The 21,977-nt window shown below is 67.6% G+C and carries 23 protein-coding genes; 3 read left to right on the forward strand and 20 right to left on the reverse strand.

All coding sequences use genetic code 11. The features are described 5' to 3' along the window. Window positions 1-77: 77 nt before the first annotated feature. Window positions 78-476, forward strand: coding sequence for a RidA family protein (locus KU887_RS21100; protein WP_080322530.1), 399 nt, complete (start codon window positions 78-80; stop codon window positions 474-476). Window positions 477-488: 12 nt separating this feature from the next. On the opposite strand, the gene KU887_RS21105 is transcribed toward KU887_RS21100, so the two are convergent. The 15 genes from KU887_RS21105 to KU887_RS21175 form a co-directional block, all read right to left on the reverse strand. Beyond that, the gene (locus tag KU887_RS21105; protein ID WP_080322529.1) at window positions 489-1,043 is read right to left on the reverse strand and encodes a GNAT family N-acetyltransferase; all 555 of its coding nucleotides are present in this window, start codon (window positions 1,041-1,043) and stop codon (window positions 489-491) included. Window positions 1,044-1,215: 172 nt separating this feature from the next. Next, window positions 1,216-2,616 carry an MFS transporter gene (locus KU887_RS21110; protein ID WP_006487206.1) on the reverse strand — a complete coding sequence of 467 codons (1,401 nt, stop codon included), beginning with the start codon at window positions 2,614-2,616 and terminating at the stop codon, window positions 1,216-1,218. 36 nt (window positions 2,617-2,652) lie between these two features. Beyond that, window positions 2,653-3,897: an NAD(P)/FAD-dependent oxidoreductase gene (locus KU887_RS21115; protein ID WP_006487198.1), complete on the reverse strand. Its 1,245-nt coding sequence runs from the start codon at window positions 3,895-3,897 to the stop codon at window positions 2,653-2,655. Continuing rightward, window positions 3,894-4,856 (reverse strand): VOC family protein, encoded by a 963-nt coding sequence (locus tag KU887_RS21120; protein WP_258257841.1) that lies wholly within the window; start codon window positions 4,854-4,856, stop codon window positions 3,894-3,896. The genes KU887_RS21115 and KU887_RS21120 overlap by 4 nt, the downstream gene beginning before the upstream one ends. Window positions 4,857-4,874: 18 nt before the next feature. Then, window positions 4,875-6,365 carry an aldehyde dehydrogenase gene (locus KU887_RS21125; RefSeq protein WP_006487205.1) on the reverse strand — a complete coding sequence of 497 codons (1,491 nt, stop codon included), beginning with the start codon at window positions 6,363-6,365 and terminating at the stop codon, window positions 4,875-4,877. A 72-nt stretch (window positions 6,366-6,437) separates the two neighbouring features. Then, on the reverse strand, window positions 6,438-7,265 hold the full coding sequence (locus KU887_RS21130; RefSeq protein ID WP_034202181.1) for an aspartate dehydrogenase: 828 nt from the start codon (window positions 7,263-7,265) through the stop codon (window positions 6,438-6,440). After that, complete coding sequence (locus tag KU887_RS21135; RefSeq protein WP_006496930.1) at window positions 7,258-8,925, reverse strand: thiamine pyrophosphate-binding protein; 1,668 nt, start codon at window positions 8,923-8,925, stop codon at window positions 7,258-7,260. The genes KU887_RS21130 and KU887_RS21135 overlap by 8 nt, the downstream gene beginning before the upstream one ends. After that, window positions 8,918-9,715 carry an SDR family oxidoreductase gene (locus KU887_RS21140; protein ID WP_006496929.1) on the reverse strand — a complete coding sequence of 266 codons (798 nt, stop codon included), beginning with the start codon at window positions 9,713-9,715 and terminating at the stop codon, window positions 8,918-8,920. The genes KU887_RS21135 and KU887_RS21140 overlap by 8 nt, the downstream gene beginning before the upstream one ends. Further along, the gene (locus tag KU887_RS21145; RefSeq protein ID WP_006496928.1) at window positions 9,712-10,569 is read right to left on the reverse strand and encodes an IclR family transcriptional regulator; all 858 of its coding nucleotides are present in this window, start codon (window positions 10,567-10,569) and stop codon (window positions 9,712-9,714) included. The genes KU887_RS21140 and KU887_RS21145 overlap by 4 nt, the downstream gene beginning before the upstream one ends. 38 nt (window positions 10,570-10,607) lie before the next feature. Next, the gene (locus KU887_RS21150; RefSeq protein WP_006496927.1) at window positions 10,608-11,504 is read right to left on the reverse strand and encodes an alpha/beta fold hydrolase; all 897 of its coding nucleotides are present in this window, start codon (window positions 11,502-11,504) and stop codon (window positions 10,608-10,610) included. An 18-nt stretch (window positions 11,505-11,522) separates the two neighbouring features. Then, on the reverse strand, window positions 11,523-12,050 hold the full coding sequence (locus KU887_RS21155; protein WP_006489904.1) for a cupin domain-containing protein: 528 nt from the start codon (window positions 12,048-12,050) through the stop codon (window positions 11,523-11,525). Between the two features lie 34 nt (window positions 12,051-12,084). Continuing rightward, window positions 12,085-12,855 carry an SDR family oxidoreductase gene (locus KU887_RS21160; RefSeq protein ID WP_212157692.1) on the reverse strand — a complete coding sequence of 257 codons (771 nt, stop codon included), beginning with the start codon at window positions 12,853-12,855 and terminating at the stop codon, window positions 12,085-12,087. After that, window positions 12,848-13,918, reverse strand: a complete 1,071-nt coding sequence (locus tag KU887_RS21165) for an aromatic ring-hydroxylating dioxygenase subunit alpha (protein ID WP_006489909.1) — start codon at window positions 13,916-13,918, stop codon at window positions 12,848-12,850. The genes KU887_RS21160 and KU887_RS21165 overlap by 8 nt, the downstream gene beginning before the upstream one ends. Window positions 13,919-13,970: 52 nt before the next feature. Then, window positions 13,971-14,282: a recombinase-like helix-turn-helix domain-containing protein gene (locus KU887_RS21170; protein ID WP_006489911.1), complete on the reverse strand. Its 312-nt coding sequence runs from the start codon at window positions 14,280-14,282 to the stop codon at window positions 13,971-13,973. A gap of 1 nt (window position 14,283) precedes the next feature. Then, the gene (locus KU887_RS21175) at window positions 14,284-14,601 is read right to left on the reverse strand and encodes a non-heme iron oxygenase ferredoxin subunit (RefSeq protein WP_006489883.1); all 318 of its coding nucleotides are present in this window, start codon (window positions 14,599-14,601) and stop codon (window positions 14,284-14,286) included. Between the two features lie 444 nt (window positions 14,602-15,045). Between KU887_RS21175 and KU887_RS21180 the strand changes: the two genes are divergently transcribed. Beyond that, complete coding sequence (locus KU887_RS21180; RefSeq protein WP_006489902.1) at window positions 15,046-16,125, forward strand: porin; 1,080 nt, start codon at window positions 15,046-15,048, stop codon at window positions 16,123-16,125. A 108-nt stretch (window positions 16,126-16,233) separates the two neighbouring features. Here the strand turns inward: KU887_RS21180 and KU887_RS21185 are convergent, their stop codons facing one another. The 5 genes from KU887_RS21185 to KU887_RS21205 all read right to left on the reverse strand — a co-directional run bounded on the left by KU887_RS21185 (window position 16,234) and on the right by KU887_RS21205 (window position 20,626). Continuing rightward, window positions 16,234-17,127, reverse strand: a complete 894-nt coding sequence (locus tag KU887_RS21185) for an IclR family transcriptional regulator (RefSeq protein WP_062910411.1) — start codon at window positions 17,125-17,127, stop codon at window positions 16,234-16,236. 275 nt (window positions 17,128-17,402) lie between these two features. Then, a complete protein-coding gene (gene tecA, locus KU887_RS21190) occupies window positions 17,403-17,882 on the reverse strand; it encodes a type 6 secretion system effector deamidase TecA (protein WP_258257851.1) in 480 nt (159 codons plus the stop codon). 340 nt (window positions 17,883-18,222) lie between these two features. Then, entirely contained in the window at window positions 18,223-18,429 is a 207-nt protein-coding gene (locus KU887_RS21195) for a hypothetical protein (RefSeq protein WP_006489891.1), read from the reverse strand. Window positions 18,430-18,734: 305 nt separating this feature from the next. After that, window positions 18,735-19,334 carry an alpha-ketoglutarate-dependent dioxygenase AlkB gene (locus KU887_RS21200; RefSeq protein ID WP_043205534.1) on the reverse strand — a complete coding sequence of 200 codons (600 nt, stop codon included), beginning with the start codon at window positions 19,332-19,334 and terminating at the stop codon, window positions 18,735-18,737. A gap of 146 nt (window positions 19,335-19,480) precedes the next feature. Further along, a complete protein-coding gene (locus KU887_RS21205; protein WP_006489901.1) occupies window positions 19,481-20,626 on the reverse strand; it encodes a metallophosphoesterase in 1,146 nt (381 codons plus the stop codon). A 187-nt stretch (window positions 20,627-20,813) separates the two neighbouring features. On the opposite strand from KU887_RS21205, the gene KU887_RS21210 reads away from it, so the two are divergent. Continuing rightward, window positions 20,814-21,716 carry a LysR substrate-binding domain-containing protein gene (locus KU887_RS21210; protein ID WP_006489897.1) on the forward strand — a complete coding sequence of 301 codons (903 nt, stop codon included), beginning with the start codon at window positions 20,814-20,816 and terminating at the stop codon, window positions 21,714-21,716. Window positions 21,717-21,977: the final 261 nt, after the last annotated feature.

A 21,977-nucleotide genomic window follows, 5' to 3' on the forward strand; every position in this document is an offset into this window, starting at 1 on the left:
CGATCGCCCCTGAATCGAAGATGGCGGGCCGATCCGGGCCGCCCCGAACAACCGCATCAACCTGAGAGGATGCTCCGATGCTGCGTGCCATCAATCCCCCCGGCGCCACGATTCCCGGCATTTCGCAAGCGATACTCGTCGAAGGTGGTCAACCGCTGTATTTGTCCGGCCATGTTCCGTTCGATGCCGAGGGCGCGGTTGTCGGCGCCGATCATGCAACGCAGCTCGATCAGGTGTTCAGGAACATCGCCGATACGCTTCGCACCGCGGGTGTCGGCTTCGAATCCGTCGCGCGTCTGACGATCTATGTCCGCGATTTCGATTCGAGCCTGTTGCCGCAGATTCGCGACGTGCGCGACCGCTGGGTCAACACCGCGTGCCCGCCCGCAAGCGCGCTCGTCGGCGTGGCATCGTTGTTCCGCCCGGAGGTACTGGTCGAAGTGGACGCGTTCGCGATCGTTCCTGCCGCGAAATAACCGGCCGCCGCATCAGCCTCGGCCGCGATCGCTCGCCAGCAACCCGTACAGCGCACTGTCCGACACTTCGTCGCCGACGATCCAGCGTTCGCGCAGCAGCCCTTCCCGCACGAAACCGAGCCGTTCAAGCAACCCGGCCGACGCGACGTTGCGCGGATCGATATCGGCCTCGATCCGGTTCAGCCGCAGCGTGCCGAAGGCATGATCGATCATCGCCGACGCCGCTTCGCGCATGTATCCGCCGCGCCAGAACGCGCGCCGCAGGCTGAAGCCGATCTCGGCGCGCCGGCACTGCTCGTTCGCATGGAACAGCACGCATTCGCCGAGCGCTTCGCCGGTTTCCCGCAGTTCGAGCACGCAGACCAGGCTCTCCCCGCTCGCGGACGTCTGCACGTTGCGCGCGACGCGCGCCTCGGCCTGCTCGATCTGCGTCATCGGCGAGAACGAGAAGTAGCGCATCGCTTCCGGATCGGACCAGATCTCGAAGAAAGCGGGCGCGTCTGCTTCGCGAAGCGGGCGCAGCACGAGTCGAGCGGTATGCAGCGTGACGGGTTCGAACAGGGGCATGGCAATCGTCTGACGAAATCGGAACCGTGAATTAGAACACGCGCGCCACGCGCCAACAATCGCGCGTACGCTCGGCACCCTGCACGCCCCCGCGAGGCGCCCCCGAAACAAAGAGGCCCGGGAGCATCGCCCGGGCCTCCCGGTTCACCTCATCCACCGCTGCGCAATGCGCTTACGCCTCGAGCGCCTCCAGCACCTTCCCCTTCGTCTCGATCCCGACGAAGTGCACGGTCAGCGCCGCGATCAGCGGCACGACGCCGATCAGGTAGAACGCCGGTGCGAGATTCCCGCCGATGATCGCGTGCGGCACGACCATCGGCGCGACGAACGACGCGATCTTCAGCCACGCGCTGCCGAGCCCGCAGCCCGACGCGCGGATGCTCGTCGGATACTGCTCCGGCGTGTAGACGTACGCGGTAATGAAGCCCGACGCCATCAGCCCGAGCGACAGCGAACAGAAGATCGCGACCACGTACACCGACGACGCGTGATAGATGCCGGCGAGCGCCAGCGACAGCGCGCACAGCACGAACGACCACACGATCACCGGCTTGCGGCCGAGCTTGTCGACCAGCAGCGCGGACGCGAGCGACCCGAGCACGCCCATCACCGAGCCGATCACCGCCAGATTCAGCGCGAGCTGCAGCGGTGCGTGATAGAAGTTCTTGTAGATCGTCGGCAGCCACGTCGACAGCCCGTACTGGATGAACCCGCAGGTCGCCCACAACGTCGCCACCGCGAGCGTGCGCTTGCGATACGCGGCGCTGAACAGGTCGCTCATCCTGCGCTTCGGATGCTGGCGCACCAGTTCGTCGAACGCGGCCACCTGCGTGACGGGCGGCAGCTCGCCGCGCACCGATCCTTCGAACACGCCGACCGCACGCCCGGCTTCCGCGAGCCGCCCGCGCGACGCGAGCCAGCGCGGCGATTCCGGCACGAGGTGCGTGAGCACGAGCGACAGGATCAGCGGCAGCCCGCCGACGAAGTACATGATCTCCCAGCCGAAGCGCGGCACGAGCCACGCGCCGAGCGCCATCGACACGAGCAGGCCGATCGGGAACACGATCTCGTACAGCAGCACGAAGCGGCCGCGGCCATGTGCGCGCGTGATCTCGTTGATGTACGTCGCGGCGACCGGCAACTCGCCGCCGAGCCCGAGCCCCTGCAGGATCCGCAGCAGCACGAATACCTCGAAGGTCGGCGCGAAGCCGCACGCGATACTCGTGATGCCGATCACGGCCGAGCTCCACGCGATCGCCTTGACGCGGCCGTGCTTTTCCGCGAGCGCGGGAAACAGGAACGCGCCGATCAGCTGGCCGATCGCGCCGGACGCGATCAGCATGCCGATCTGCGTCGGCGACAGCCCCCATTTGTGAATCAGCAACGGCAGCGTCGCCGCGATCGTGATCACGTCGAAGCCGTCGAAGAACGTCGCGGTGCCGATCAGCACGCGTGCGCGGATCTGCATCGAGTTGGCCGGAAGCCGCTCGAGCCGCGCGATGATCGCGCCGGGCGTGGAGGCGGCAGCTTCCATCGTGGCCCTGCCGGCCACGACGTTGTCGAAAGTGCTCATGCGGGGTGTCTCCTGGATCTCTTTCCGGTGGGCCGGTCAGGCAAGCGCTTGGGTCGTGTCTGCCAGGGCTTCCGTATCCACTGCCCGGCCCTGGTTCATCCACTTGCGCGCGAGTTTCAGCTCACGCGCGTTGTTCACGGCGATGACACCTCTCACATGTCCGTCGCCGACAAAAAACAGCGTCGCACGACGCGCGGCGAGATCGCCGCGCACGACGAGCTGCGCATCGGCCGGCAGATCGCCCAGGATCTGCAGGTTCACGTCGTACTGATCGGACCAGAACCACGGAATCTCCGCGTACGGTGCGCGCACGCCGAGCACGGCCTTCGCCGCCGCGATCGCCTGGTTCTGCGCGTTGGCCCACGATTCGAGCCGCACGCGCCGCTTCAGCCAGCCGTTGTGATGGTTCGCGACGTCGCCGCACGCGAAGATCGCCGGGTCGCTCGTCGCGCCGTATTCGTCGACGACGATGCCGTCGTCGACCGCGAGCCCCGCGTCGCTCGCGAGCGATGCGTTGAGCGCGAGGCCGATGCCGGCCACCGCGAAATCGGCGTCGATCGTCGTACCGTCGGCGAGCGTCGCGCGCACCTTCGACGCGTCGTCCGGCCGCGGGTCGAGCGACGCGAGCGCGGCGCCCGTCCGCACGTCGACGCCGTTCGAACGATGCAGGTCGAGCAGGAAGTCGGACACGATCTGCGGCACCGAGCGGCCACACAGGCGCGGCGCGCCTTCGACGACCACGGCTTCGACGCCGAGCTTGCGCGCGGTCGCCGCGACTTCGAGGCCGATCCAGCCACCGCCGATCACGAGCACGCGCCGGCTCGCGCGCAGCTTTTCGCCGAGTGCGGCCGCTTCGTCGAGCGTGCGCAGGTAATGCAGGTTCGGCGTGTTGACGAGCGCATCGGGCAAGCGACGCGACGTACCGCCGGTCGCGATCACGAGCCGGTCGTATTCGATCTCGCGGCCGCTTTCGGTTTTCACCACGCGGCGTGCACGGTCGATGGAGGCCGCACGTTCCGGCTGCCATGCTTCGACGTTCAGCGCGTCGAATTCGTCGGGACGCACGACGCGCACGGTTTCGATATCCGCGTCACCGGCCAGCACGGCCTTCGACAGCGGCGGGCGCTCGTACGGCAGATGCGGCTCGTCGGCGATCATCACGAGGCGGCCTGCGTATCCTTCGGCGCGCAACGTCTTCAACACCCAGCCGGCGGCCTGGCCGCCGCCGATCACGACGACCGTGGCCGGCGCGGCCGCTTCCCGCGCGTTCGTTTCGCTCATGATTTGCGCTCCGTCATGAACTTGCCTTCCGGCGCCTTCGCGTTCTTCTGCCGGCGCGTATTGCCGTCGAGGCCGCCGTCGACGGCCCATTCGGCGAACACGGTCGGGCCCGGCTCGAATTCGCGCGGCTGCCATTCGGGCGTCAGCACGTCTTCGTCCGCGTAATACTCGATCAGGCCGCCGGCCGGGTTCTGGAAGTACCAGAAGTACGCGGATGACACCGGATGACGCCCCGGGCCGAGCTGCGTTTCCCAGCCGCAGCGGTCGATGTGCATGCCGCCGCCGAACACTTCGTGGATGTCGCGCACGGTGAACGCGACGTGGTTCAGGCCGCGTTTTCCGTTCGGCAGCGCGAGCAGGAACAGGTCGTGATGGCCGCCGTGCGGCGCGCAGCGCATGAATGCTCCACGGCCCGGGTAACGATCCGACGTCTCGAAGCCGAGCAGTTCGTGATAGAACTTTTCCTGCGCGTCGAGGCAGTTCGTGAAGAACACGACGTGCCCGACCTCGACCGGCTCCGCGCGCGCATAGACCGGGCTCGGCTGGTCGACGCGCAGCGTCTGGCCCCACACGTTCGACGGCGAGCCCGCGATGTCGAGTGCGCGCTTGCGCGTGACTTCGACGCGAATCGCCATCCCGTTCGGATCGATGCAGCCGACCGCATCGTCCTGTGCGTAATAGCCGGGCTGGCCGGCGAGCTTCGTGCGCAGCGCGTCGAGTTCGGCCTGCGTCGCGACGCCCCACGTGACTTCACGCAGCGTCGGACCGGCCTCGAACGCCAGCGGCAGCGCCGGATCGTCGGCCTTGACGGCCAGCACGGTGCAGCCGTTCAGCGTTTCGAAGCGGGCGCGCGTGTCGTCGTGCGCGACTTCCTTCATCCCCCAGTCGGCGAAAAAGCGCCGGCAGGTGGCGAGGTCGTCGACACCGTACGTGATCTGCTCGATTCCCAAGATGCTCATTGCGTCATTCCCCTTCGCTCAGTTCGCCCACGGCAGCGGCGCGTCGTTCAAGCCCCAGTAGAGGCTCTTCTGCTGCATGTATTCGCGGATGCCGAGACGTCCCTTCTCGCGCCCCATCCCGCTCTCCTTCCAGCCCGAGAACGGCGTGGAGATCGAGAACAGCTTGTACGTGTTGATCCAGACGGTGCCCGTCTCGAGTGCCCGCGCGATGCGCCATGCGCGCTTGTAGTCGCGCGTCCAGATGCCGGCCGCGAGGCCGAACACGCTGTCGTTCGCCTGCGCGATCAGCGATGCTTCGTCGTCGAACGGCATCGCGACCAGCACCGGCCCGAAGATTTCCTCCTGGCAAATGCGCGCGCTGTTCGGCAAGCCTTCGAGAATCGTCGGCTGATAGAAGAAGCCGTTCTCGCGCCCGTCGCCCGCCGGCCGCTCGCCGCCGCACAGCAGGCGGCCGCCTTCTTCCAGCCCGAGCGCGACGTAGCGTTCGACCGACTCGCGATGCTTCGCGGTGATCAGCGGGCCCATCTGCGTGTCGGGCCGCGTCGGGTCGCCCACGCGCAGCTTGCGGGCGCCCGCCACCAGGCGCTGCATGAATGCGTCGTACACCGCGCGCTGCACGAACAGCCGCGAACCGGCGATGCAGGCTTCGCCCGACGAGCTGAAGATGCCATACAGCACGCCGTTGACCGCGTGATCGAGATCGGCGTCGTCGCACACGATCGTCGGCGACTTGCCGCCGAGTTCGAGCGACACCGGCATCAGCTTCTCGGCCGCGATGCGCGCGATGCCGCGGCCCACTTCGGTGCCGCCGGTAAACGACACCTTCTTCACCAGCGGATGACGCACGAGCACGTCGCCGATCACCGAGCCCTTGCCCGGCAGCACGCTCAGCACGCCCTTCGGCACGCCGGCTTCCTCGCAGATGCGCGCCAGCGCGAGCGATACGAGCGGCGTGACCTCGGCCGGCTTGAGCACCACCGCGTTGCCGCCGGCCAGCGCGGGAGCGAGTTTCTGCGCGTCGGACGCGATCGGCGAATTCCACGGCGTGATCGCGGCGATCACGCCGATCGGCTCGTACACGCTCATCGTCAGGTAGTCGCCGCGCGACGGCGTCAGTTCTTCGTCGAGCGTCTCGAGGCAGGCCGCGAAATAGCGGAACGTGTTCGCGGCGCTGGCCACCAGCACGCGCGTCTCGCCGATCGGCTTGCCGTTGTCGCGGCGCTGCAGGTTCGCGAGCGCTTCGTGGCGCTGCATGATCAGGTCGGCGATGCGGTACAGCACCTGCGCGCGCAGGTGCGGCTTCAGCCCGGCCCAGTCGGCGCGGCGCCATGCGGCGTCGGCCGCCACGACGGCGTCGGCCGCGTCTTCCGCGTTCGCCGTCGACACTTCCATGTTCACCGACTGGTCGGCCGGATAGATGCTCGTGTAAGGCGCGCCACGGCCGCGCCGCCACTCGCCGCCGATCAGGATGTTGCCGTCGGGTACGAGGCGCGTATCAAAAGGAGTCATGTCACAAGTCCCACAAATCTGTCTCTGCACGTCCGCCCTCGCCGTGGCGCGGGCGGACGCTCGATGGTCCGGTCAGATCACGCAGCGGGCCGCGCGGTTGCGCAGCGCGCGAATCGCGCTGTACGCCGTCAGCGCGGACGTCTTCGGGTTGTCGGGCAGCGGCTTGCCGCTCATTTCCAGCGACATCTCGCCGAACGCGCCGCGTGCGGTGATGCGATGCACGTTGCGCGCCACCGCCGGATCGGCGATCAGGCGCACGTGCGTCGCGTCGAGACCGAGGCCCGCGAGCGCGACCGTCGCCGCGACGTTCGCGTTCTTCGGATACAGCCGCGCGGCGTCGCGTGCAGTGCCTTCGAAGATCACCTTTTCCCCGGTCATCGCGCGCAGGTCGCACAATTCCTCGGCCGGCGTGCCGAGCCAGCCGAGCGGCGGCTTGCGGCCGACGTACAGCACTTCGTCGAGGCCGCCCTGCTTCGCGGACGCCAGCGCGTCGATGCCGCCGATCGCACCCGACAGCAGCGTCACCGTCGTGCCGCCTTCGTCGGCGGCCTGCGACAGCACGTCGAGCAGCGCGAGATCGGACAGCGCGCCGATCGATGCGACCGCGCAGTCGGTGCCGGCCTTCAGCAACGGCACGACGTGATCGACGAGCGCGCTGTGGCCCGCGCATTCGAGCGCGAACTCGGGGCGGCGGGCCAGCGCGTCGACCGACGACACGACCTCCACCGCGTCGCCGAGCTCGCCCTGCACCGCCGCGCGCTGGTGTGCCGGCACGATCACGTGCGCGACGCGCAGCGACGCATCGTGCTCGACCGCGTGGTACACGGCCGCGCCGATCGCGCCGAAGCCGATCATCGCGACGTCGACGGGCGCGTGCGCGCGCTTCTGGCCGTTATGCATACTGGCGCTCCGTCGGCGCTTCCTTCTTCACCGGCGGCCCCGCGAAGTTCGACGCGAACGAACCGACCGACAGCATGTCGACCTCGACCATCACCGGCCCTTCCTTCGCCATCCCTTCGCGCACGATCGCTTCGGCCTGGTCGAGCGACGTGATCCGGTAGTGCGTGAGGCCGAAGCTCGCGCAGAACTGCGCGAAATCGGGCTGGTGCAGCTGCACGAAGCAACGGCGGCCGCCGTAGTGCGCGTCCTGGATGTTGCGGATCACGCCGTAGCACTGGTCGTTCATCAGCACGATCATCACGTTCGCGTTTTCCTGCACGGCCGTCACGAGCTCGCCGACGTTGACCATCAGGCCGCCGTCGCCGACGAGGCAGACCGTCTTCGCCGCCGTGCCCGCGAGCGCCGCGCCGATGCCCATCTGGATACCCTGGCCGATGCCGCCGCCGAGCGCATGCACGCCCGAGCGCGGCTCGAAGATCTTCAGCAGGCGGTTGCCCCACGTGCTGTTCGAGATCGTCACGTCGCGCACCCAGTTGTAGTCGCGGCCCACCACGCCCTGCAGCGTGTCGACGAGCTTCTTGTACGGCCCGAGGCCCTTCGACACGTCGGCCACCGCTTCCTCGCGGGCCGCCGCGAGATCGGACGCGAACCGCGGATCGACCGACAGGCGGCCTTCGAGGCGGTCGGCCAGTTCGGCCAGCACGCGCTTCGAATCGCCGTGCACGAACAGCGCGTTGCGATAGCCGCGGTTGTCGGCGAGCGCATCGGCATCGACGCGGAACAGCGGCTGCGGCAGCGCGAGCTTGTACTTCAGCGTTTCGTTGCCGCGCAGGCGCGAGCCGACCACGACGAGCGCGTCGCAGGTCTTGTAGAACGCCTCGACGGACGCATGCACGTTGAACGCGCCGAGCGTCGCCGGATGATCTTCCGGCAGCACGCCGCGGCCCTGCACGCTCGTCACGACGCCGAAGCCGAGCTTCACGAGGCGTTCGACTTCCTCGCGTGCATGGCGTGCCCCGCCGCCGAGCCACAGCAGCGGGCGGCGCTTGGCCGCGAGCGCGTCGGCGAGCTTCGCGACGCGGGCGGTGTCGTGCTCGCGCACCGCGACGTGGGCGGGCGCGAGGTCTTCCGGCCATTCGATTTCGGCCGCCTGGATGTCGATCGGAATCTCGACCGACACGGGGCCCGTCGGCGCGGTCTGCGCGATGCGCACGGCTTCGCGGATCGTCGGCAGCACGGTTTCGACGGTGCGCACGCGGAACGCGGCCTTCGAGATCGAGTCGAGCATCGACAATTGGTCGGGCGCTTCGTGGATGTACGCGAGATCCTGGTCGAGATACGGTGTCTCGATCTGCCCGGTCACGTGCAGCAGCGCGGTGCCGGCCGTCAGCGCCTCGACCATCGCGCCGGCCGCGTTGCCGGCCGCCGTGCCCGTGCTCGTGAATGCGACGCCGAGGCCGCCCGACACGCGGGCCAGCCCGTCGGCCATGTTCAGCGCACCCGCTTCGCCGCGCGCACCGACATACCGGATGTTGCCGCGCGAATTGATCGCGTCGAGGATCGGCATGTTGTGGATCGAGATGACACCGAATGCGGTTTTCACGCCGCACTGCTCGAGAAAGGCGGCAATCAGCTCGCCAACCGTGGTTTTTTTAGACATGGCGTGCAAAGCCTCCAGAAACGTCGATATGGCTGCCCGTCGTGTAGGACGACAGATGCGTTGCGAGATAAAAAAGTGCCCAGGCCGCCTCGTCAGGCTTGCCGAAGCGGTTCAGCGGAATGTTCTTCTTGCGGGCGAGCGCGCCCGTCCAGTCCTCCCAGCTTTCGCCGGGCTGCGCCTGCGTGTCATAGCGGCGGCGCCACTGCCCCGACTCGACGATGCCGATCAGGATCGAGTTCACGCGGATGCGCTGCGGCGCCAGTTCAGTCGCGAGCGACTTCACGAGACTCAGCACGCCGGCACGCGCCGACGACGTCGCGACCATGTGCGGCTCCGGCTGCAGCGCGAGCAGCGAGTTCACGCAGGTGATCGTCGGCGCAGCCGCATCGCGCAGCAGCGGCAGGAATGCGCGCGTCGGGCGGATGATGCTGAAGTACTTCAGTTCGAGTTCTTCGCGCCAGGCGTCGTCGGTCGTGTCGGCAAAGGTCGAGACGCGGCCCTGGCCGGCGTTGTTGACCAGCATGTCGGCGCGGCCGAAACGCGCAGATACCGCTTGCGCGAACGCGGTCACGTCGGCTTCGTCGAGCACGTTGCAGCGCGTGGCCAGCAGTCGTGCATCCGCATACTTGCCGCGCAGCATCGCCTCGGCGCGTGCAAGGCGTTCGTCGTCGCGGCCGCAGATCGCGACCGACGCGCCTGCCTGCAGAAACCGTTCGGCTGTCGCGAGTCCGATGCCGGACGAACCGCCCGTCACCACCGCCACTTGCCCGCTCAGATCGATCTGGATCATCGGAGTCCTAAAGCTTTGAGAAACGTGTGCTCGTCATCCGAGCGGTAATTCAGCCGCCGCGACAGTTCCGCCGCCGCGCGCTGCACCTTGTCGATCAGCCCGTCCGCGATCAGCGCCGCGTCGATCTCCGGACGCGGCACCGTCACCGTGATGCAAGCGACGATCTTCTGCGTCTCGTTGCGCACCGGCGCCGTGACGACCGAGATCCCGCGCTCGAACGACGAATTGCTGACGCCGTAGCCGCGCAGCGCATCCTCGCGGATCACTTCGTACAGCGCGTCGACCGTTTCCGGCGTCGCGCTCGTCATCCGGTTCAGCACGCCTTCCGGATACAGCGCATGCAGTTCCTTCAGCGACAGGTCGCCCATCAGCACGTGGCCGTGCGTCGTTGCATGCGCGGGCAGCCGGGTGCCGACGTTCACGCGGATCGAACTGAACACCGGCGACTGGCTCTGCGCCTTCGCGACGAACACCACGTCGCGGCCGTCGCGGATCACGATGTGCGTCGTGAAGCCGGTCGCATCGCGCAGGCTTTCGATCACCGGCAGGCCGAGATCGGTCAGCTCCAGCGAGCTCAGGTATTCGAAGCCGAGCCGAAGCACGGCGATGCCGAGCTTGTAGTTGCGATCCTTGTCCGCGCGTTCGAGAAAGCCGAGCGATTCGAGCGTCTGCAGCAGACGGAACACCGTCGTGCGCGGAATGCCGAGCCGCTTCGACAGTTCAGGCGCGCCGAGCACGGGCTCGCGCGGCGAGAATTCGGCGAGAATCCGCAACCCGCGTTCGAGGCCCGGCACCACGTAGCTGGCTTCGGCCTTCGCGTTTTCGGATTCGTTTTGTTGCAGCGGTTCGCTCATTTATGCCTCCCGCGAACCAAGGTGAGCGTGGGGGGACTTCATGCCAGCCCCCACTGCGTATCGCACTGCCGGCAGAACGAGTCGATCAGCGCGGAATACGCGGCCGGCGCTTCCACATAGCCGGCGTGCCCTGCCTGCGGAATCACCTGCAGCCCGACGTGCGCGGCCGCGGCGATCCGCTCGCACGCGGCGGGCGGCGTGATCGCGTCGTTCGCGCCGACGGCCACGGCCGTGCGGCCCCGGAAGCCGGCGAGATCGGCCGCGAGATCGGCGTTCGCGAGCAGATGCGTGGCCTGCGCATAGCCGGCCGGCACGATGCGCGCCATGTTCCAGCGCACCCATGCCTTCGCCTCCTCGTTCGCGAAACCGGACAGCATGTTGCCGCTGCGCTGCTCGGCGAGCCCGGCCGGGCCGAGTTCCGCGAGCATCGCGAGCCGCGCGTCGCGGCGCGCTTCGCGGGTCTCGGCCGGTGCGCTGCCGTAGCCGCCCGCGGGCGACACCAGCAGCAGGCCGGCGATCCGCGCGGGCGTCACGCGGGCGAGGCCGCCCGCGATGATCGCGCCGAGCGAATGGCCGACCAGGACGCAGCGTTCGATGCCGAGTGCCTCGAGCCACGCGTTCAGCGCTGCCGCGTAATCGGCGGCGGCCGGCGACGCGCCGTGCACGGGCGTCGACACGCCGTATCCGGGCGCATCCCACGCGAGCACGCGCCGCGACGCGCCCAGCGTGTCGAGCTGACGGACCCACGACGCGGCGCCCGAGCCGATCCCGTGCAGCAGCACGACGGGCAGCGCGCGGCCCGCATGCTGCGCGCCGGCCTCGCGATAACCGATCGTGCCCGCCGCGCCGGCCGCGCAACGCTGCTCGGGAAACTGCCCGAGCAGCGCGGCGAACGCCGCGGTGCGGTCGCGTTCACGTTTGTCGATGACACTCATTGCTTCACCCGCTCCGTCTCAACGCTTGATCTTCGCGAGCGGCGAATCGGGCGGATACGTCGGCGTGATCGGCTTCGACGAACCGAGCATCACGCACATCAGCGCATCTTCCTCGCCGATGTTGATTTCCGTGCGATACACGCCCGGCGGCACCGAGATCAGGTCGCGCTCGCCGAGGATCGCTTCCCACGTCTCGCCGTCGCGCTCGCAGATCACCTTCATCTTGCCGCGCAGCACGAAGAAGATTTCCTCGACGTCGATATGGATGTGGCTCGGCCCGATGTTGCCGGCCGGGATGACCATCGTCGAGAACGTGAAGTTGCCGGCCGGCACCGTGTTGACGTCTTTCGCGACGCCCGTGCCGCCCGTGCCGACATAGCGCATCTGCGCACGGCGGTACTTCGGGTCGTAATCGGCCTGGAACTTCAGCGCGTCCCAGTCGTAGCGCCGCGTCGCATAGCGCGCGACGCGCCCTTCCATCCAGTCGTTGAAGCTTGCGCCTTCCGGCTGGTCCCACGACTTGCGTTCGAGATCGGCGTCCGCCATCGTCCTCTCCTTCATTCCGAGTGAAAACTGCAATTCAGTTCATTACGAAGCCGCCGTTGACCGGCAGCAGTTGGCCCGTCACGAAGCGCGCGCCGTCCGACAGCAGGAACAGCACCGGGCCCGTCACGTCGTCGGGCACCTGCGCGCGTGTCAGCGCACGGCCCTGCAGGTAGAACGCATGGCGTTCCGCCGGCACGTACGCGGTCGCCTCGACTTCGGTCAGCCCCGGCGCGATCGCGTTGACTGTCACGCCGTGCGCGCCGAACTCACGCGCCTGCGCATGCGTCATCGCGATCACCGCGCCCTTGCTCGCGACGTACGCGAGCAGCTTCGGCGCGCCCCACAGCGCGGTGTCCGACGCAAGATTCACGATCGCGCCGCGACCCGACCGCGCGAGGTGCGGCAGCGCCGCGTTGCTGACGAGCCATACGCCGCGCACGTTCACGTTCATCACGGCGTCCCACGTCGACACGTCGAGCTCCGTCGACAGCTTGCCGCCCGAGTTCGTGATCGCCGCGTTGTTGATCAGCGCGTCGAGGCCGCCGAGCGCCGCCGCGCCCTGCGCGACGAATGCGTCGATGCTGGCCGGATCGGCGAGGTCGAGTGCGAAGAAATGCGCGGTGTGGCCGGCTTGCGCGAGCTGCGCGGCCAGCGCACGGCCCTCTTGCGCGAGCACGTCGCCGAACGCGACCTGCGCGCCCGCTTCGACCAGCGCCTTCACGAAGGCGGCGCCGAGACCGCGCGCGCCGCCCGTGACGAGCACGCGGCGACCGGGCAGCGCGACGATCGGAGCGCGCTCAGCCATTCGCGGGCTCCGCGGCGGCATGCGCCGCACGATGCGCGTCGAGCGCGGACAGGTGTTCCTGCGCACGCTGGCGCAGCATCCGGCGCACGCGCGTGATGCCGACGTCGTGCTGGTACAGGTATTCGTGATCGCGCGCATGCGGCGCGAGGCTTTCGAGGACGTAGCGATCCTGCTCGAGCACGTCCCAGTGCAGACCCTCGAGGCGGTTGCGGTACATGAAGCGCCACACGTCGCGCTGCCAGCCGCTGACCTTGCGGGTACGCCAGAAATAGACCTGGCAGTGGTCGCCGTCGACCGGCGTCGCGAAGCCGATGATCCCGAAGTTGCCGCCGGGGCCGAACTTCTGCTTGTACGGAATCGCGAGACGCATCCACAGGCAGCCCGTTTCGCCGAGCTCGACCCAGTCGAAGTTCACGTCGCGCTGGCCGATCTTCTCGAACATCAGCCCCGTTTCGGTCTTGCGCACGCGCATGTCGGCCTGCTTGTCGCCTTCGGCCATCGAGTGCGACGTCGCGTGCAGATACGCGCCGTGCATCGGGTCCATCACGTTGTCGATCGCGTACTGGTAATTGCACTTCCAGTTCGATACGCACAGGAAGTGGCCATACTCTTCGGCGACCAGTTCTTCCGGCAGGTTCAGCGGCGCCGGCTCGCCGTGCGCTTCGTCGCCGAACCACAGGAAGATCGCGCCGGCCTTCTCTTCGACCGGATACGACTTCACGCACTTCGTGCCTTCGAGCGGACAGTTCGACACCGCCGGCACGCGATTGACCGTGCCGCCGCCGTCGACTTCGATGCCGTGATACCAGCACGCGATGTTGCCGCCGAGGTTCCAGCCGAGCGACAGGCGCGCGCCGCGATGCGGGCAACGGTCTTCCAGTGCGTGGACCTTGCCGTCGTGATCGCGCCACAGCACGATCTGCTCGGACAGGCGCGTGAGGCCTACCGGTGCATTCGACACCTGCCAGCTCGGTGCGACGGGATACCAGTAGTTCTTGATGCCGCGGTCGAGATAGTCACGGACCGGGTCGTGTTGGGCTTCGTGTTGGTCGGGGGACGTCATCAGTGTGCTCCGGATGCGGTTGTCGTCGGGTCGGCGGTCACGCGGCGCGCGCTCATTCCGCCAGCGCGGCCATTTCGGCGCGAAAGCGCGCCGCGGTCCACGCGGTGCCGTCCGGCGCGCGGAAGCCGATGCGGTTCAGGCCCGCGACGACATCGTCCAGCTCGGTCGCGCCGCTCTCGAACACGCGTTCGAGCGCATCGCCGAGGTCGTTCTCGTACTGCGTGGGTGCGGCCTTGCGGTTCTGCCAGACCTGGTTCTCGACCTGGCCGGGGATTTCGATCTGTCCCTTGCCCGCGATGTTGTTCGGCTGCGGCGCCACCCACGGCTTCAGGAAGGGATTGAAGTTGACGGTCGCTTCTTTCATGTCATTCCACCTTGATCTGGATTTCCTCGCCGGCGAGGCGCACCGCGTACTGCTTCAGCGCGCGCCCGCCCGGACCCTTCAGGCATTCGCCCGTCTTGATGTCGAACACGGCCTCGTGCAGCGGGCATTCGACCGTGCCTTCGTCGACGAACCCCTGCGTCAGCAGCGCGTACGCATGCGGGCACACGTTCTCGAGCGCATACACGTCGTCGCCGACGCGGTAGATCCCGATTTCCACGCCGTCGGTCCGCTTGAACTCGATCGGCGTGTCTTCCGACAGCGCGCCGGCGTGACCGGCGCAAATCCATTGTTCAGACATCTCACACCCTTCCTTCTGATCGACTCTCGGTTTGCTCCGATTTGTTCCATATCCGGAACAGCAGTTTATGGATGGTGATTATAGGAGCGACTTTCCACGAGTAAAACAAAAAGCTGCATGTCCTAGGGAAAACACCGACCGTCAGGTCGACGCACCCTTTCGCCTACCTGATCGAATGTAATTTTTTGTTATTCGACGGGGATTTATCGGCTTTTTCGAGACATCTCGCCGGGTTGCCGGGCGTCGGCACCGCGCCCATCCGTCCCGAAAAATTTATTTTTGATCCGGCGCTCAGCGCCTCTATACTCCATTCCATCAGAGGCACACCGTTCCGTATATGGAACATACGAATGCCCATGCGGCGATGAACATGCGCGACGGCCGGCCGTCCCCGCGCAGGCCGTCACGACACGTATTCATCAGGTTGGAGAGTCAGGAGACAAAATGGTCAAGCATGCGGTAGCAGCGGCAGTCATCGGAATGGGCGCCGCGTCGGGCGCGTGGGCGCAGAGCAGCGTGGTGCTGTACGGCAGCATGGACGCGGGGATCGCGTACGTGAACAACGTCGGCGGCCACGCGAAGTGGGCGATGATCCAGGGCAATACGCAGCCCGACCGGTGGGGCCTGAAGGGCAAGGAAGATCTCGGCGGCGGGCTGTCCGCGATCTTCCAGCTGGAAAACGGCTTCTATACGAACAACGGCCAGTTCGCGACCGCGAACACGATCTGGAACCGCGCGGCGTTCGTCGGCCTGAGTTCGGAGCGCTACGGCACGCTGACGCTCGGCCGCCAGACGCCGCTGACGTTCGACTATCTCGATCCGCTCAGCACGGCGTACCTCGCGATGAGCTGGTTTGCGTTCCACCCGGGCAACATCGACGGGCTCGCCGCGACCGGCAACGTGCCGTACAACAATTCGGTCAAGTACCGTTCACCGACCTTCGCGGGCTTCTCGGCCGCGGCGACGCTCGCGCTCGGCAACACGACGAACTTCTCGACCGGCAAATCGGTCGGCGTCGCGCTGAACTACGTGAACGGGCCGTTCAAGGCGTCGGCCGTCTACTCGAACGAGCACGACCGCGCGATCCTGATCAGCCAGACGGGCATCACATCGTTCCAGGGGCAGAACACCGCGAACGGTTACCTTGCGAACAAGGTCGAGAACATCGGCGCGGGCGCGTCGTACCAGATCGGCGACTTCCTCGTGCACGGCCTCTACACGCGCGTGAAGATGCAGTCGAACGGGTTTTCCGACACGTTCCAGAGCTACGACGCGGGTGTGAACTACCGCAGCAGCGCGTTCAACACGATCGCGGGCGGCGCGGCGACCACGACGCTGGCCGGCCGCCGCTGGACGCAGGTCGAACTCGGCGACATCTACGCGTTGTCGAAGCGCACGCAGCTGTATGCGAACGTGCTTTATGAACACGGTTCGGGCGGTGCGAAGGCCGCGTTCTTCACGGCCGGCGTGTCGAGCACCGCGAACCAGGTGATCGTGCTGACCGGCATCCATCACTCGTTCTGAGCAGGTTTGCGCACCGCGCGTGCGGTGCCGGAAAACGACGAGGGCGGCCCGCGGGCCGCTCTCGTCGTTTGCGATGCCGCGCGCCGCGGCCGGATCGATGCGCGAGCGTCAGAACATCGCGACCTTGTGGCGCGCATGCGCGAACGTCGGGTCGCTTTCGAGCGGACGATAGTTCAGCCGTTGCGACAGGTCGACCGCCGCACCGCACACGGCTTCGACGAGCCGCTCCTTCTCGCCGGCCTCGCCGATCTCCGAGCGCGGCACCGTCGCGGTGATCGCCGCGACGATCGAGCCCGAATGATCGCGCACCGGCGCGGTCACGGCCGAAATGCCGCTCTCGAACGCTGCCTCGCTGACCGCATAGCCGAGCCGCGCGTAATGACGCACGCGTTCGTACAGCTCGTCGACGGTGCCCGGCGTGCGCTCGGTGAACTGTTCTAGCTTCTTTTCCGGATAGATCTGCCGCAGCGCGTCGCGCGTCAGGTCGCCCATCAGCACGTGACCGTGCACGGTCGCATGCGCGGGCAGGCGCGTGCCAACGTGCACCTTCACCGAACCGAACATCGACGCATTGCTCTGCGCCTTCGCGACGAACACCACGTCACGCTGGTCGCGGATCAGCAGGTGCGTCGACAGGCCGGTCGAATCGCGCAACCGCTCGAGCACGGGCGTGCCGAGATCGGTCAGTTCGAGCGAATTCAGGTATTCGAAGCCGAGCCGCAGCACGCCGACGCCGAGCCGGAAATAGCGGTCGCCGTTCACGCGTTCGAGGAAACCGAGCGCTTCGAGCGTCTGCAGCAGGCGGAACGTGGTCGTGCGCGGAATGCCGATGCGCTTCGACAGTTCGGGCGCGCCGAGCACCGGCTCGCGCGCGGAGAATTCGGCGAGGATCCGCAGCCCGCGTTCGAGCCCCGGCACCAGATAGGACGAAGCGCCGCCCGACGACTCGTCGTCGCCAGGCACCGCCGGATCGGGTGCATCGCTCATCGTTGTCTTGACCATGTGGACATGGACGGAAGGAAGTCGGTCACGAAACGGGTCATCGATCGTCGTGGATATTCGGTCATGCTACCTCAGTGCGCGCCCGGGCTCGCACCGGCGCGCGGCGCCGCGCTGCAGCATGCGCGGCCACGCCGCCATGACGCGTCATTCAAGGTCGAGAGGATAGCAGCGTTGGACGGCGCGACGCCATGCGGAAATCGCCGAACGGCGGGAAGGCGGCCGCGCGGCGCGCACGGGCCACGGTGGCCGGAGCGGGAGACGGGATGCCGCCCCGCCTACAGGCGCGACAGATGGACGCGAATGGTCGTGCGATCGTACGTAAAGCCCCCGGCCGGATCCGGCTGCAGCGCTCGCGCAAGGTCGACCGGATTCATCCATCCGGTGCCCAGCAGCCCGCCGTTGATCGCGCGAATCCGGGTGCCGCCGACCGCAATCGCCGCATGAAAGACATTGCCGCCGCGCGCGAAGCCGACCGCGGTGCCCGCCGGAATGCTCGCGCGCCCGTCCCACTGATCGCCGGTTTCGAAGTTGAACCGCGTCCTCCACGATTGACCGGCCGTATCGAGCAGCGCATCGGGCGCGATCAGCGCGTCGGCACGCAGCAGATAGCGGACATAGGCCGCGGCGTCGTAGCAGACGCCGCGGGATACGTATTCGTCGATGTTCGCCATCCCGAACATCAGCGCCTGAGCGTGTTTTTGCCGTTCGGCGATGCCGGATTGGGCGACATGCCCGCCTAACTGGGTCAGCTGCACGGATAGCTCCTTTCAGGGAAGCGGGACGTCGTCGTCCCGCCGGTGCAATAACTTCATATCTTATTACGATATGGCTCGGCATTTTCCAGACGCGCTCGCACCATGCGTGGTTCGCGTTGACTCGGATGCCGCGAGTCCGCGTGCGGGCTTGCGCCACGCATGTCGCATCGTCGGCGCGATGCCCGAGCATCGAACGGCACGGATCATTTGGCGCGACGAACGCCGGCAGACGATCGCCTCGCGCAGCGAAAAACGAAAACGGAAAACGGTCGGGAAAGCACCGTCCGGAAACGGACGGCACCGAGGAAGACGATCCCCGCGCGGGATCGCCGCGACGGCGTCAGGCCGTCACGGCGTCGTCATATTCGGCGCGGGCAAGCTGGCCGGCGGCGTATGCCTCGGCTTCGCCGCGAAAGCCTTCGCGGCTGAACGCCACGACTTTCACGCCGACGCCGGTCGCCCGCTTCACCGTCAGCGCCCATTGCCATCCGCCGTCTTGCTCGAAGACGTGCAGCGAGGGTTCGAAGGAAGGGTCGAGTACGGTCACGCGTTTTGCTCCTGCCCCGTTGCGCGCTGCATCGGCAGCGCACGGAGGCATGTCGAAAGGGGCGCGCCGGTCTGCCGACGCGTTTCTGCCATTCCACAGTCTAGTCAATAATTGTTGCGACGCACCATCAGAGGTTTCACTCACCTATCGGAACCGGGCGGTCGATCGAATCCATCTGTAAGCCTTGCGGGACGGGCCTGAGCGCCACGTCGGGCCGCCCCGCCTTGCGTTCGTGCGGCAACGTGCCGCACGCGCGGCCAATTGCTTGCATTGGCCTTTCGTGGATCACCGAAACGGGGCGCGATCTATTCGGCCGCCATCGACACGCGCCGGAACGTCAGGTTGATGCGTTCGCCCTGCACGCCCGGCGCCTTCGGCACGCGATGCTGCCATTCGGCCTGCGTGCGGCCGCGCATCACGAGCAGGCTGCCATGCACGAGGCGGTACGCGTGCGTGGCGCCAGTCGTGCGATGGCGAAGATCGAACATCCGCATCGCGCCGAGGCTCACGGACGCGATCACCGGCGCGTCGCCGAGTTCGGGTTCGTTGTCCGCGTGCCAGCCGAGGCTGTCCAGCCCGTTGCGATAGCGATTGAGCAGCACGCTGTTGAAACGCACGCCGCACGTCGCCTCGACTGCATGCTTGAGCGCAAGCACGCCCGGCGTCCATGGCTGCGGCACGTTGCGGATGCCCGAATAGACGTACACGGCATCCGGTTCGCCCTGCCACGCGGTGAGCCGCGGCAACGGAATGCGTCCGCGCGGCGTGCGGATCGTGTCCTGCCGCCACGCGACCTCGTCGATCAGCGTGGCCAGCGCGCGGTCGGCTTCGGGCGGCGCAAGCCAGTCCGGGTACCAGTCCACGTCTGGCGCGGGCGTATCAGCGAAAAGATCGGGCGTCGACATGTCGGCAGGAACGGGCGAGGAACGAACGAGGCATGCCTGCATACTAGCCAACGGCGCCGCGCGCCGCCATGCGCCGTCATTCGACGTGGAAAGAAAAGAACGCGGCCGCGCCCCGCGGTGCACGCGTCTCGCCTCGCGGCCCTCCGCTAGCCGCGCGTCAGCCGGATCAGCGTGATCTCGGACGGCACGCCGAAGCGGTTCGGCGGCCCCCAGTAGCCCGTGCCGCGGCTCGTATACAGCCACATGTCGCCGAAGCGGTTCAGCCCGCCGATCACCGGCTGCTGCAACCGCACGAACGGCGGCCACGGCAGGAACTGGCCGCCATGCGTATGCCCCGACAACTGCACGGTAAAGCCCGCGCGGTTCGCCGCCTCCGCGCTGCGCGGCTGGTGCGCGAGCAGGATCTTCGTGCCGACGTCGCGCGGCGCACCCGCCAGCGCCTGCGCGGGGTCGCTGCGATGCGCGGGATCGAAGCCGCCCGCCGTGAAGTCGGTCACGCCCGCCAGCACCGCGCGCGCGCCGCCGCGCTCGATCAGCACGTGTTCGTTCAGCAGCACCGTCAACCCGATACGGCGAAATTCGTCGATCCACGCATGCGCGCCTGCGTAGTACTCGTGGTTGCCCGTCACGAGGAAGGTGCCGTGCCGCGAGCGCATCTGGCCGAGCGGCGCCGTGTGTTCGCGCAGGCGCTTGACGGAGCCGTCCACCACATCGCCCGTCACGGCCACCAGGTCGGCGTCGAGCGCATTGACCGCGCGCACGATCCGTTCGATATAAGGCCGCTTGATCGTCGGCCCGACGTGAATGTCGGACAGTTGCACGATCGTCAGCCCGTCCAGCGCGGCCGGCAGCCCGGCAATCGGAATCGACACGCGCTTGACCGCCGCCGTGCGGCGCGCGCCGACGAACCCGATCGCGGTCACGAGCACCGCGGCCGCCAGCACGCCGAGCGCCGTGTCGGGCGCGGCGCCGCTCCATGCGCCGTCATGTCCGAGATGGCGCCACGCGAGCACGCCGAGCAGCACGATGTCGCGCACGAACGTCAGCACCAGCAGCGACGAGAAGAAGCCCATCGCGAGCGCGCCGGCCCAGCCGACCAGCGTCGCGGCCCAGCCTTCGTCGAAGCGGCGCGAGAACATGCCGACCGGGATCAACACGACGAAACTCGCCAGCACGAGCGCCGCGATCGTCCGTGCGAGCGGCGACGCGAACGCATCGGGAATGATGCGCATCCCGACATACAGATGGAACAGCACGCCGATTGCAATGAACCGGACAAAGAAACTTCGCATGAAACGTTCACCTTCGTTGCACGACCGCTTCCACGACGTGCGTCGCACGGGCCGCGATGCCCGGTGCGGCGCGTCGCGCCCTACGCACGATGGTACACAGATCCCGGTCGCGACGACGGGTCGCGCCTCACGGTGCCGCGCCGTGCGGCTTCGCGCGATAATCGGCCATCCTCCCGCTGCCCGATCCATGCGCTTCGATCTCGTCGACCTCAAACTTTTCACGCACATCGCGGAAGCGAACAGCCTGACGCGCGGCGCCGAACGCGCGCACCTGTCAGTGCCGGCCGCCAGCACGCGCATCAAGCACCTCGAGGAACAGGTCGGCGTGAAGCTGCTGAGCCGCACGAGCCAGGGCGTCACGCTGACCGCGCCGGGCGAGACGCTGCTCGCGCATGCGCGCCGCGTGCTGCGCCAGCTCGAGCAGTTGACCGGCGACCTGCAGGAATATGCATCGGGCGTGAAAGGCCACGTGCGCGTGTTCGCGAACACCACGGCGATGAGCGAGTTCCTGCCGGGCGTGCTGCGACACTATCTCGTCGACCATCCGGACGTGACGATCGACATGCAGGAGCGGCTGAGTCCAGACATCGTGCGCGCGGTGCAGGAAGGCATGATCGACATCGGCATCGTCGCCGGCGACGTGCGCACCGACGGGCTGCAGGCGATGCCGTACCGGCGCGACCGCCTCGTGCTCGCGACCGCGCTCGGGCATCCGCTCGCCGGCCTGGCATCGACGCCGTTCGTCGCGACGCTCGACCACGACTTCATCGGCCTGCCCGAAGCGAGCGCGATCCACGCGTTCCTGAAACGCGCGGCCGCCGACGTGCAGCGCACGCTGCGCTGGCGCATCCAGGTCAGCAACTTCGAGACCGCGTGCCGGATGATCGAGGCGAACGTCGGCGTCGGCGTGCTGCCCGAAGGCACCGCGCGCCGTCATGCGAAGACGATGGCGCTGCGTCTCGTCGCGCTCGAAGACGACTGGGCCGAGCGCCAGTTGCAGATCTGCGTCGCCGATCTCGATGCGCTGCCGCGCTTCGCGCGCGATCTCGTCGACCTGCTCGTCGAGGACGCGCGCGGTCAGCCCGACTGAGCGGATTCGCATGCGTTCGACGGGCAATCGGCGTGTTACGCGCCGATTCCGCTGCGTCGGCATCGCAAATTCCGCTGCGTGATGTCGTCTGACGATCCTTTACAGTCCGTTAGCAACCCTACGCGAGCTTGGGCTGGCAAAATCGCGGCGTTCCGGCCGTCGCTGCCGACACGCGCGGCCGGACCGTCCGGCATGACCGACGGCGCGGCCACCGCCGGCCTCGGCCCATGCCGCAAACGCGTGCCGGATCGCTGGCGGTCC

This window comes from Burkholderia sp. EMB26 (assembly GCF_024730645.1).
GTDB classification, from domain to species: Bacteria; Pseudomonadota; Gammaproteobacteria; order Burkholderiales; family Burkholderiaceae; genus Burkholderia; species Burkholderia cenocepacia.

Bases quoted from the DNA above. Each gene is read 5' to 3' on its own strand.
- KU887_RS21115 (WP_006487198.1), bottom strand. From the start codon at position 3,897: ATGAGCGAAACGAACGCGCGGGAAGCGGCCGCGCCGGCCACGGTCGTC.
- KU887_RS21200 (WP_043205534.1), bottom strand. From the start codon at position 19,334: ATGTCGACGCCCGATCTTTTCGCTGATACGCCCGCGCCAGACGTGGAC.
- KU887_RS21185 (WP_062910411.1), bottom strand. From the start codon at position 17,127: ATGGTCAAGACAACGATGAGCGATGCACCCGATCCGGCGGTGCCTGGC.
- KU887_RS21130 (WP_034202181.1), bottom strand. From the start codon at position 7,265: ATGCATAACGGCCAGAAGCGCGCGCACGCGCCCGTCGACGTCGCGATG.
- KU887_RS21170 (WP_006489911.1), bottom strand. From the start codon at position 14,282: ATGAAAGAAGCGACCGTCAACTTCAATCCCTTCCTGAAGCCGTGGGTG.
- KU887_RS21160 (WP_212157692.1), bottom strand. From the start codon at position 12,855: ATGGCTGAGCGCGCTCCGATCGTCGCGCTGCCCGGTCGCCGCGTGCTC.
- KU887_RS21150 (WP_006496927.1), bottom strand. From the start codon at position 11,504: ATGAGTGTCATCGACAAACGTGAACGCGACCGCACCGCGGCGTTCGCC.
- KU887_RS21140 (WP_006496929.1), bottom strand. From the start codon at position 9,715: ATGATCCAGATCGATCTGAGCGGGCAAGTGGCGGTGGTGACGGGCGGT.
- KU887_RS21110 (WP_006487206.1), bottom strand. From the start codon at position 2,616: ATGAGCACTTTCGACAACGTCGTGGCCGGCAGGGCCACGATGGAAGCT.
- KU887_RS21135 (WP_006496930.1), bottom strand. From the start codon at position 8,925: ATGTCTAAAAAAACCACGGTTGGCGAGCTGATTGCCGCCTTTCTCGAG.
- KU887_RS21120 (WP_258257841.1), bottom strand. From the start codon at position 4,856: ATGAGCATCTTGGGAATCGAGCAGATCACGTACGGTGTCGACGACCTC.
- KU887_RS21145 (WP_006496928.1), bottom strand. From the start codon at position 10,569: ATGAGCGAACCGCTGCAACAAAACGAATCCGAAAACGCGAAGGCCGAA.
- KU887_RS21165 (WP_006489909.1), bottom strand. From the start codon at position 13,918: ATGACGTCCCCCGACCAACACGAAGCCCAACACGACCCGGTCCGTGAC.
- KU887_RS21105 (WP_080322529.1), bottom strand. From the start codon at position 1,043: ATGCCCCTGTTCGAACCCGTCACGCTGCATACCGCTCGACTCGTGCTG.
- KU887_RS21175 (WP_006489883.1), bottom strand. From the start codon at position 14,601: ATGTCTGAACAATGGATTTGCGCCGGTCACGCCGGCGCGCTGTCGGAA.
- KU887_RS21125 (WP_006487205.1), bottom strand. From the start codon at position 6,365: ATGACTCCTTTTGATACGCGCCTCGTACCCGACGGCAACATCCTGATC.
- KU887_RS21100 (WP_080322530.1), top strand. From the start codon at position 78: ATGCTGCGTGCCATCAATCCCCCCGGCGCCACGATTCCCGGCATTTCG.
- KU887_RS21210 (WP_006489897.1), top strand. From the start codon at position 20,814: ATGCGCTTCGATCTCGTCGACCTCAAACTTTTCACGCACATCGCGGAA.
- KU887_RS21180 (WP_006489902.1), top strand. From the start codon at position 15,046: ATGGTCAAGCATGCGGTAGCAGCGGCAGTCATCGGAATGGGCGCCGCG.
- KU887_RS21155 (WP_006489904.1), bottom strand. From the start codon at position 12,050: ATGGCGGACGCCGATCTCGAACGCAAGTCGTGGGACCAGCCGGAAGGC.
- KU887_RS21205 (WP_006489901.1), bottom strand. From the start codon at position 20,626: ATGCGAAGTTTCTTTGTCCGGTTCATTGCAATCGGCGTGCTGTTCCAT.